The sequence below is a fragment of the Spongiactinospora gelatinilytica genome (assembly GCF_003236385.1).
In the GTDB taxonomy this organism is placed as follows: Bacteria; Actinomycetota; Actinomycetes; order Streptosporangiales; family Streptosporangiaceae; genus Spongiactinospora; species Spongiactinospora gelatinilytica.
This window is the reverse complement of record NZ_POUA01000337.1, coordinates 1-8,473: the sequence shown is the minus strand read 5'-3', so window position 1 is coordinate 8,473 and position 8,473 is coordinate 1. Positions and strand designations below refer to the sequence as shown.

General features: G+C 70.1%; 14 protein-coding genes. 11 read left to right on the top strand and 3 right to left on the bottom strand.

Going from position 1 to position 8,473, the window contains the following annotated elements; translation table 11 throughout:
* Nucleotides 1-174: 174 nt before the first annotated feature.
* Nucleotides 175-990, bottom strand: coding sequence for a hypothetical protein (locus C1I98_RS30660; RefSeq protein WP_111170866.1), 816 nt, complete (start codon nucleotides 988-990; stop codon nucleotides 175-177).
* A gap of 122 nt (nucleotides 991-1,112) precedes the next feature.
* Between C1I98_RS30660 and C1I98_RS30655 the strand changes: the two genes are divergently transcribed.
* The 5 genes from C1I98_RS30655 to C1I98_RS30635 all read left to right on the top strand — a co-directional run bounded on the left by C1I98_RS30655 (nucleotide 1,113) and on the right by C1I98_RS30635 (nucleotide 4,522).
* Complete coding sequence (locus C1I98_RS30655; RefSeq protein WP_111170865.1) at nucleotides 1,113-1,670, top strand: helix-turn-helix domain-containing protein; 558 nt, start codon at nucleotides 1,113-1,115, stop codon at nucleotides 1,668-1,670.
* Nucleotides 1,667-2,851: a retropepsin-like aspartic protease gene (locus C1I98_RS30650; RefSeq protein ID WP_111170864.1), complete on the top strand. Its 1,185-nt coding sequence runs from the start codon at nucleotides 1,667-1,669 to the stop codon at nucleotides 2,849-2,851. The genes C1I98_RS30655 and C1I98_RS30650 overlap by 4 nt, the downstream gene beginning before the upstream one ends.
* 52 nt (nucleotides 2,852-2,903) lie before the next feature.
* Nucleotides 2,904-3,227, top strand: a complete 324-nt coding sequence (locus C1I98_RS30645; protein ID WP_111170863.1) for a hypothetical protein — start codon at nucleotides 2,904-2,906, stop codon at nucleotides 3,225-3,227.
* A gap of 102 nt (nucleotides 3,228-3,329) precedes the next feature.
* Nucleotides 3,330-4,085 carry an ABC transporter substrate-binding protein gene (locus tag C1I98_RS30640; protein ID WP_111170862.1) on the top strand — a complete coding sequence of 252 codons (756 nt, stop codon included), beginning with the start codon at nucleotides 3,330-3,332 and terminating at the stop codon, nucleotides 4,083-4,085.
* Complete coding sequence (locus tag C1I98_RS30635; RefSeq protein WP_111170861.1) at nucleotides 4,082-4,522, top strand: tyrosine-protein phosphatase; 441 nt, start codon at nucleotides 4,082-4,084, stop codon at nucleotides 4,520-4,522. The genes C1I98_RS30640 and C1I98_RS30635 overlap by 4 nt, the downstream gene beginning before the upstream one ends.
* Here the strand turns inward: C1I98_RS30635 and C1I98_RS40790 are convergent.
* Nucleotides 4,476-4,721: a hypothetical protein gene (locus C1I98_RS40790; protein ID WP_146607729.1), complete on the bottom strand. Its 246-nt coding sequence runs from the start codon at nucleotides 4,719-4,721 to the stop codon at nucleotides 4,476-4,478. The two genes, C1I98_RS30635 and C1I98_RS40790, sit on opposite strands and share 47 nt — an antisense overlap.
* 57 nt (nucleotides 4,722-4,778) lie before the next feature.
* Here C1I98_RS40790 and C1I98_RS44515 point away from each other — a divergent pair, with 57 nt between their 5' ends.
* From C1I98_RS44515 to C1I98_RS30620, 4 genes are all read left to right on the top strand, one after another.
* Nucleotides 4,779-5,252: a hypothetical protein gene (locus tag C1I98_RS44515; protein ID WP_233508326.1), complete on the top strand. Its 474-nt coding sequence runs from the start codon at nucleotides 4,779-4,781 to the stop codon at nucleotides 5,250-5,252.
* Nucleotides 5,253-5,282: 30 nt separating this feature from the next.
* Entirely contained in the window at nucleotides 5,283-5,798 is a 516-nt protein-coding gene (locus C1I98_RS44510) for a S8 family serine peptidase (RefSeq protein ID WP_233508325.1), read from the top strand.
* Between the two features lie 260 nt (nucleotides 5,799-6,058).
* Nucleotides 6,059-6,655, top strand: a complete 597-nt coding sequence (locus C1I98_RS30625) for a DUF6230 family protein (protein WP_111170860.1) — start codon at nucleotides 6,059-6,061, stop codon at nucleotides 6,653-6,655.
* Nucleotides 6,656-6,719: 64 nt separating this feature from the next.
* On the top strand, nucleotides 6,720-7,181 hold the full coding sequence (locus C1I98_RS30620) for a DUF6114 domain-containing protein (protein ID WP_111170859.1): 462 nt from the start codon (nucleotides 6,720-6,722) through the stop codon (nucleotides 7,179-7,181).
* A gap of 63 nt (nucleotides 7,182-7,244) precedes the next feature.
* Here the strand turns inward: C1I98_RS30620 and C1I98_RS30615 are convergent, their stop codons facing one another.
* Complete coding sequence (locus C1I98_RS30615; RefSeq protein ID WP_199537327.1) at nucleotides 7,245-7,865, bottom strand: TetR/AcrR family transcriptional regulator; 621 nt, start codon at nucleotides 7,863-7,865, stop codon at nucleotides 7,245-7,247.
* Between the two features lie 119 nt (nucleotides 7,866-7,984).
* Between C1I98_RS30615 and C1I98_RS41885 the strand changes: the two genes are divergently transcribed.
* On the top strand, nucleotides 7,985-8,146 hold the full coding sequence (locus C1I98_RS41885) for a hypothetical protein (RefSeq protein WP_158558239.1): 162 nt from the start codon (nucleotides 7,985-7,987) through the stop codon (nucleotides 8,144-8,146).
* Between the two features lie 24 nt (nucleotides 8,147-8,170).
* Nucleotides 8,171-8,473, top strand: a 303-nt coding sequence (locus tag C1I98_RS30610) for a carboxylesterase family protein (RefSeq protein ID WP_146607728.1), incomplete at its 3' end; no start/stop codon positions are given.

Sequence of the window (8,473 nt, the reverse complement as noted above, 5' to 3'; positions counted from 1 at the left end):
CCAGTTCCCGGTAGGCCCGGCCGACCGTGTTGATGGCCAGGCCGAGGTCCGCCGCGAGGTTGCGGATGGTCGGCAGCCGGGTGCCGACGGCCAGCGTACGGTCCTGGATCTGCCGGGCGAGCTGGGCCCGTAGCTGCTCGAACGGCGGTACCGGCGAAGCCGCGTCAATGACGATCATCGGAGGCTCATGGCCCGCCGGGCGACCGTCGCGCTTGACGCCGTCTTGAAACGGAGCACGACGCTCGCGGTCAGGCTCAGGACCAGGTAGGCGACCGCGGCGGCCCCCCACCAGCCGGGCGCGGCGCCGAACATCAACACCATGGGCAGCGACGACTGCACGTTCGGCGTGGTGAGGTCGCGGGCGTCCTCGACGCGCATGATGACGTCGGCGGTCAGCGAGTCCTCGTCCTCCGCCACGACCGGGCGCCGCAGCAGGTGGCGCAGTTGCATGGTGAAGATGGCCGTGGCGCCGAGCTGGCCGATCAGCACGACGACGGCCAGTTGCCGCACGGTGGGGTCGGGAATGGCCAGCGCGCTGCCGGGCAGCGCCATGGCGCCGGCGAACGCGGCGACCACGAAGACGGTGTACGGCCGGCCGAGCACGGCCCGCCGGCCGAGCCGGATCGGATGGGCGACCCTGCGGGGCAGCGCCGCGCCCGCCCGCCGGTCGACGCGTCGCACCCACCGGTCGAGCAGCGCCTGCGCCAGCAGCAGCCCGATCACCAGCGTGGTAAGGGCCAGCAGCGGCAGCGGGCGGCGCGCCTGGGGACCGTCGAAGACGGGCCTGGCGGCGAGGGCGCTCGCGACGATCAGCACGGCCGGGGTGAGCTGGGCGACGAGGCGGACGCGTCTGCGCACCGCCAGCCGGGCGGCCAGCAACGGGGTCGGGCGGGCGCCGGTCAGGCCGTGCTGGGCCAGCCAGTGGCCCGCCAGCCGAAGATCTACCGCACGCGCCGGCGGACCGGCGGCCGGTGACGATTCATAAGCCACAACAGCTCCTTTGTCGCAACGCTTGTATTAAGAGGATGAGTCATAGGTTGCGACAAAGTCAAGCCAAGGTCGTACATCCAACTCTGTTGCTCCGTAAATACGGAATCACGTAGCATGATCTTATGCTGGAGGACCGGATGACCGAACTGGAAGAACGGATGGCGCGCCTGGAGGCCGCCCAGCGGTCCGAACGACCGCGTGGACGCGGGCCGCGGGCACCGCTGGAAGTGCTGGAGCACCTGCGGGACAATATCGGCGAGGAGCACGCGCGGGCCGGCAGGTCCGGTGCCGTGACATACGCGGGCGCGGCCCGCCTGAACGATCGCGACTACCTGTGGGTCAGAGAGCATGCGGTCCCCGACCTGGCGGAGGCGGACTGGACGGTCGCGGCCCGGCTGCTGGAATGCCTCGGCAGCCCGTCCCGGCTCGCGCTGCTGACCGCCCTGCTCGACGCGCCGCGCACCAGCAGGCAACTCCAGGAGGCGCTGGGCGAGACCTCGACCGGGCATCTCTACCACCACCTGCGCGATCTTCAGGCGACGGGCCTGCTGGTGCAGCGGCGGCGGGGGACCTACGAGCTCGCCCCGCACACGGTCGTGCCGCTGCTCGCGATCATGGCGGTCGCGCTGGACCTGGGTGAGGGCGCGGCGGGCGAGACGGACCCGGAGACGGGCGCGTGACCGTCCCGTGGTTAAGCCGCCACGCGTCCATCCGGCGGGCGTGGCGCGCGTGGCAGCGCGGTGACGTGGACGAGTGCGAGTGCCTCGCCCGTACCGTCCCCGCTCCCGCACGCGATCGGCTGCTGTTTCTCACCAGCTACGCCAAGGGCGGCTACGAGCAGGCGCTGGACCACTACGCCGCCCTCCCCCACCCCCCTCGCGAGCTCGACGAACCCGTCGCCGACGCCTGGCTGCACCTGGACCGGCCCGACAGGGCCGTCGAGCACCTGCGACGGCGCGGCCGCCCCAAGGACGCCCGGTCAGAGCTTCGGGCACGGCGGCCGCTGGGCGTCACCCTCGGCACGACCACCGTGGTGCCGTTCATCGACGACGAGCTCCGGCCGTACCTGCCCGGCCTGACCGCGACGCTCAACGGCGTCGAGACCAGCGTGCGCATCGACACCGGCGGGACGTTCGTCGTGATGGGCGCCGGACGGGCCGCCGAGCACCGCCTCACGACGATCGAAGGCGGCCGCGCCGACCACGGCCTCACCCGCACCCAGGTCCGCCACGGGATCGCCGAAGAACTGCGGCTGGGCACGGCGGTGCTGACCAACGTGCCCGTCGACGTACTCCCGACGCTCGACGGCGACCAGGACTTCATCCTGATCGGCACCAACGTGCTGGAGCGGTTCCTGGCCACTCTCGACCATCGAGGCCGCCGCCTGATCCTTTCGCCGCGCCGGGATCCGGCCGAGGCCGCCGCGCACACGCGCCTCCTGGCCCCCACCCGGGCCATCACCGAGATGCCCTTCTACCTGTGGGGCGACCACTACATGTTCGCCAGGGGCGGGTTCGGCCCCCGGCGCGATCTGAACTTCTTCATCGACACCGGCGTGGCCTACCTGACGCAGGACGGCGACGGCCCCCTCCGGCAGGCCGCCCTGTGGAGCACGACCGCGAACTACCGCTCATGGGGCGTACCCCGCGCGCTCGGCCTGCCGCCCCATTTCAGCAGCCCCGGGCCGCTTTCTCTGGGCGACCTTCAACAACGTGACCTGCTCCTGGCCGCCTCGTCCGTACGCAGCATGCCCTGGAGCTCCTTCGGCGGCGTACGCATCGACGGGCTGCTCTGCCTCGGCTTCCTCGGAAACTACTCCTGGACCCTCGACTTCGACCGCCGCCGCTACGTGTTCCGCTGAGGCGCACTCGAAATATCGTCCACCCTCCACCTATCCGCTGGAGGTCAGCGAAATGAACATCAGAAAGCGCATCGCAGCCTTATCCGCGACATTACTCGCCATCGCCGCTCTGTTCGTCACGGCGACCCCCGCGTACGCCGCACCCACCGACTGCAGGACCGGCAAGGACCACCAAACCGAAAACAGCGGGATCATCCGGCATATCTGCACCGGGGGCGACGGCGGCTACCTGTTCACCTACCGCGTCAAGCACCCTGACCCTCGGCGGAACGAGTGGCTATACGGCTACCAGACCTCCTGCGTGCCCGTGCCGCAGTGGCTCGAATTCCACTACGTCCTCGGCGCAAGGGAGATCACGGGAGTGGTCTACTGCTGACGTCGGCCCGGTGATCCGTTCCCCGCCGGCGGCCACGGGGGCCGTCGGCGGGTGGTCAGTCCAGGGGCGGGGCGGTCAGTCCAGGGGTGGTGTGCTATCGCGATGCCCAGGCCGAGCGAACTCCGGGAACCGGAGCCGTGGACCCGGGCCACGATCGCGGCGCTGGGCGGGAGCCGCCCGGAGTACCTCAAGGTCGACACCGAGCTGCCGATCGAACACGTCGCCGCCCTGCGACCCGACCTGATCCTGGCCACCGGCTACTACTCCATCGCCAGATTCCAGGAGCGGCTCACGCAGGTCGCCGAAGTGGTCCTGCCCCTGGCCGGCCCCAACGATCCCTGGCAGGACACCGCGGTACGGATCGGGCGCGCACTCGATCGAGAGGCGGCCGCCACGCGGCAGGTCGCCGAGACGGAGAACGCGGTGGGACGAGCTCGCGACATGTATCCCCGGCTCGCGGGCAAGACGTTCACCTTCAGCTCCTACAGTGCCACCGGCGGCTTTTGGACGAAGCATTCTTCCGAGGACGTCATCGCCCGCGGGCTGGCCGCCTATGGGATGAGCCTCGCCCCCGCCGTGGCCCGGCTGCCCCGGTCCGAGGTGCAGGGCATGTCCCCTGTCAGCAACGAGCTGGTCGATGTCCTCGACGCCAATGTGACCATCGTCGTCGCGCAGTCCGATGAAGAGCGGCGCGCCTACGAGACCGGGCCGCTGTTCGCCGGCCTCGGCTCGGTACGCCGCGGGTCCTACCTGCCCATCGACCCGGCCGACGGCAAAGCGCTGGCCTTCCCCTCGGTTCTTTCCGTACGTCATGCGGCCGGCAACGTCGTCCCCCGGCTCGCGGCGGCGATCCGATGACCCTCGCCGACGCGCACCGGCCGGCACTGCAAGGCGCCGACAACTTCAGGGACGTCGGCCGCTCGGCCGGGTTCGGCCCGCGCCCTGGGCGGCTGTACCGCAGCGGCACCTTGCAGGCGATCACTCTGGACGACACCCGCGTGCTGGCCGGGGAACCGGGCATCACGGCCGTGCTGGACCTCCGTACGGCGGAGGAGAGCACCACCTACGGACGGCCCATGCTCGGCCCCGCCACGCGCTACGCGAACGTGCCGTTGCACGACATCCACGAACTTCCGCACGGCACCGGGGATCTTCTCGCACGCATCTACCGCGAGCACCTCAGGAACGACCCGAACCTTCCCGTCGCCCTGGATCTGCTGGCCATGTTCCTCTCCCACGGGCCCACGATCAACAACGAAGAGCTTCAAAAATCGGGTGCGGCCATTCTCCGATGAGCGTGGTCTCAATCCATCGCCGCTCGAATCGATGCTCCACATCGATACTGAACAGGGAGTCTTTCGAGGTGGCCGGCAACGTCATCCCATCGGTCATCTCATCGAGCGATCCGGCCGCCAGAGCCAGCAGACCGCCAAGCGGCGCTCGCATGAAACCGACATCCGCGGGGTCGATCATCAGGCAGAAACAGTCGCCCATTCCGGGAGCGGAGGCGGCGCGTAGGAGCGTGCGGTCCTCGCAAGGATCGCCGCCATCATGTGCCTGTTACTCGCGAGCGGCCTGCCGGCCCCCGGCATGGCCCAGGCCGCTCCCGGTCCAAGTAAGATCGACAAGGCCGTCCAGGCCCGGCTCGACACGGCCGGCAAGGCCACCTTCCTGGTCTACCTGAAGGGCGACGCCGATCTCGGCCCCGCCCGGCGGGCCGTCGCCAAGAGCGACAAGGCGACGCTGGTCTACCGGGCCAAGACCGAGCGGGCCGCCGCCTCCCAGGCGAACCTGCGCAGGCTGCTGAAGTCCGAGCACGCCGACTTCACCGCGTACTGGATCGTCAACGCCGTGAGCGTGACCGCCGACAGCGAGCTGACGGCCGAGATCGCCAAGCTGCCCGAGGTGGAGCGCATCACGCCCATCGCCCTCCTCCCGCTGCCCAAGCCCATGCCCGGCCGGGCCAAGGCACAGGTCAACGCCGTCGAATGGAACGTCGAACGGACCAACGCTCCCCGCGTCTGATACGAGCTCGACAACCGTGGGGAGGGTGTCGTGGTGGCCACCGTCGATACCGGCGTCCAGTTCGACCACCCGGCCCTGGCCGCCTCCTACCGCGGCAAGAACGCGAACGGCACGCTGACCCACGACCACAACTGGTTCGACGCCATCAACAACTGCCCTGACACCGCCGTGCCGTGCGACAGGACCGGTCATGGCACGCACGTCACCGGCACGATGACCGGTGCGAACGGCATCGGCGTGGCGCCCGGCACGCCGTCCGTGGTGCCCCCGTTGACCGTGCCGCCGCCGAGCGCGGCGGCCGGTGTGCCGGTCGCCAGGGCCACGCCGGATACGGCGGCGGCCAGGGCGAGCGAGATGCGTGTCATGCATGAATTCCTGCCTTCCGAATGGATGGACCGCGCGGTCGCGATGATTTCTTCAGGCGAGCCGCCATGGCCCGCCGCAAAGGCCCCCGATACCGCCGGCGGTCGAGCGAGAACAAGATTCACCGCTTGTTCACGTGCACCCCGAGGGGTTCGTCAGCCATATTGCCCCTCGGCGGATTGACCACCAATCCCCCATCTCGGCTTTTCAAACCGGCCTGTTCGGATGCCGGGATCGACGGCGCGCATCCCTGCCGATCGGTACCGGGCCGGTGGCTCCGGCTTTCGGCAAATTTGCCCAGGGACAAGCCATAAGTGCCGCAACGTGCGGCGTGTACGCCGACGCGCAGCAGGGACGTCCCGCATGCTCGGTAGCAGACCGGGCTGGGACCGTCTGTAAGAGAACGCCGGCCCCTGCGGGGCCACGGTGAAGGGGAGCGCATCATGGCCGAACAGGGATGCGTGCGCTGGAAGCGCTTCGGGCTGGTCTTCGTTCCCGTCGCGGCGATGACATCGCTGCTCATCGGGGCCACGGCGCAAGGAGTCATCGGCGCCACGTTCGTGGTGTCCGGCAACAGCTTCAAACTCTTCGCCGGGGAACTTCGCGGTCAGGGCTTCACCCTGGCCGGCGGCATGGACCGGACCAGGACGGGCCGGGCCGTCCCCGTCATCGTGTCCGGCATCCGGCGGGCCACCGTCACCGAACTGTGCACGAGCGCGCTGGTGAAGTCACCCATCGGCACGGTGACGATGCGGCTCACCGGTGGCCAGGGGGGCAACGAGGTGGGCATCGACGACCTGGTCATCGACGTGGCGGTGGGACAGACCGCCGCCTCCATTCGCGACCTTGAACTGGGCCGGGACGCCAGTACCTTGGACGAGGTGCCCGGCGGCAGCGGGCCGGCCGGCACCTTCGGCAGCCAGGCCAGAGTGGTCACCCTCCGCAACGTCAGGCTGGGCGCGTGGGCCGTCACGGCCGCGACGTTCAGCCTGTCCGACCTTCACCTCAGGGTGATGCCCGGCACGCACGAGTGCTACTGAGGCGGATCCGGCCCCGGCCCCGCGGACGGCCGGTGGGCACGCGCGAGACGAAGGGCGGAAGATCATGAAGTCGTGGCGGCGTTCCCGGCCGTTCTGGGGCGGGCTGTTCATCGTGGCGGCGGGGACGGAGCTGGTGTCCATCCCGCTCGCGCTCGACTCGCTGCTCGCGGCGGTCATGTTCGGCACGGTGGGAGCCGGCTATCTCATCGCCATCGCCCTGATCATCGCGGGCGTTCTCGTCTGGCTGCAGCCCGGCCAGCGGGTCTTCCTCGGCCTGATCGCAGTGCTGCTGTCACTGGCGTCCTTCGTCTACTCCAATCTCGGCGGCTTCCTGCTCGGCATGGCCCTCGGCCTGCTGGGCGGCATGCTGACGGTGGCCTGGACCCCGGTCAGCACGCCCGCCGGCCGCCTCGACACGGTCACGGTGCGAAGCGTCCTGTCCGCGGCCCGGTCGTTCACCTCGCGCCTGAGCGCGGAGCGCTGGAGGACGGCCATCGCCACACTGCGGCCCCGGTCATGGCGGTGAGATTCGCGCTGACGGCCACCGGCACGCGGCCGGCATGACCAAAGGCCGTGTACGGGTCCGGGCTCATGAGGCGGTGGTGGAGAGCCGGTCGAGGTGCTCGTCCAGGATGGCGAGTGCCGTCCGCGGGTTGCGGTGCCCGATGAGCACCTGCATGCCCAGGCCCTCGGCCAGCGCGAACAGCGCTGCCGCCGTCCGTTCGGGATCCAGGCCGGCGGGCATCTCGTCGGCCTCCTGGGCGTGACGGATGAGCAGGACCAGCACGTCGTACAGGGAGTCGTAGCCCGCACGCAGATGATCGGCCAGCTTCGGGCTCACCAGCGAGCGGGCGGTGAACGCGGTCGCGATGCGCAGTTCGGCGCGGCGCTGGTCGTCGGCGGGCACCAGCTCGGCCAGGATGTCGCGCAACACCGCGCGCGGTGGCTGCTCCCCCTGGCCGAGGCTGCGCCGTACCCTCTCGGTTCCGCGCTCGCTGATGTAGTCAAGGGCGAACAGCAGCATCTCGTCCTTGCTGCGGAAATAGTGCTGGACGGCGCCCAGCGAGACCTCCGCCCGGGCCGCGACGTCACGCAGGCTCACCGCGTCGAGTCCGTGGAGGTCGATGATCGCCAGCAGTGCCTCCGCGATCTGCCGCCGCCGCTCCTCGTGCCGGGCGCCCAGCCCTCGCGTACGACTGCCCTTGCTCACAGCACTCTCCTACATATCGATACAGCTGACTTGCTCTGCTACGCTCAACCACGGCATGACCGTACAAGCGTATTGATTTACCTCCTCGGGGTGCCCCGAGAGACCGGAGGATGCACGTCATGATGATCGTAGGTGCGCTGCTGATGATCCAGGGCTTCGGCAACGCCCTGACCAGGTGGCTCTGGGGGACCGACTGGGGACTGTTGGCGGTGGCCGAGCGCAGCGCCGACCTGCCCCCGTGGGCCTGCTCGGCCTCGTACTGGCCGCGGCGGCCCGGCTGAAAGGCCGCCGCGCGTGAACGGGCGATGCTGGGCGGCGCTGGCCGCCTGCGTCGCGCAACTGATCTCGGCCGCGCCCGCCGCGGCGGCCGTCCATCAGGACGCACTGGTCCGCACGGATCTCGGCTGGGTGAAAGGCGCCCAGGCAGACGACCACCGCGTCTTTCGCGGCATTCCCTCGCGGAACTGGCGTACCTCTTCCCCGTCCCCGGGCCCGACGCCCGCCGGCGGCGGCTGTCCACGACCATGATCGGATACTGGACGGCGTTCGCCCGCACCGGCGACCCCAACGCGTCCGGCCTGCCCCGCTGGAAGACCTTCGCCCCAGCC

Excerpts from the sequence above, each read along its gene's own strand:
- C1I98_RS30655 (WP_111170865.1), top strand. The coding sequence starts at position 1,113 with ATGCTGGAGGACCGGATGACCGAACTGGAAGAACGGATGGCGCGCCTG.
- C1I98_RS30620 (WP_111170859.1), top strand. The coding sequence starts at position 6,720 with ATGAAGTCGTGGCGGCGTTCCCGGCCGTTCTGGGGCGGGCTGTTCATC.
- C1I98_RS40790 (WP_146607729.1), bottom strand. The coding sequence starts at position 4,721 with ATGGGCGACTGTTTCTGCCTGATGATCGACCCCGCGGATGTCGGTTTC.
- C1I98_RS41885 (WP_158558239.1), top strand. The coding sequence starts at position 7,985 with ATGATGATCGTAGGTGCGCTGCTGATGATCCAGGGCTTCGGCAACGCC.
- C1I98_RS30645 (WP_111170863.1), top strand. The coding sequence starts at position 2,904 with ATGAACATCAGAAAGCGCATCGCAGCCTTATCCGCGACATTACTCGCC.
- C1I98_RS30640 (WP_111170862.1), top strand. The coding sequence starts at position 3,330 with ATGCCCAGGCCGAGCGAACTCCGGGAACCGGAGCCGTGGACCCGGGCC.
- C1I98_RS30635 (WP_111170861.1), top strand. The coding sequence starts at position 4,082 with ATGACCCTCGCCGACGCGCACCGGCCGGCACTGCAAGGCGCCGACAAC.
- C1I98_RS44515 (WP_233508326.1), top strand. The coding sequence starts at position 4,779 with ATGTGCCTGTTACTCGCGAGCGGCCTGCCGGCCCCCGGCATGGCCCAG.
- C1I98_RS30625 (WP_111170860.1), top strand. The coding sequence starts at position 6,059 with ATGGCCGAACAGGGATGCGTGCGCTGGAAGCGCTTCGGGCTGGTCTTC.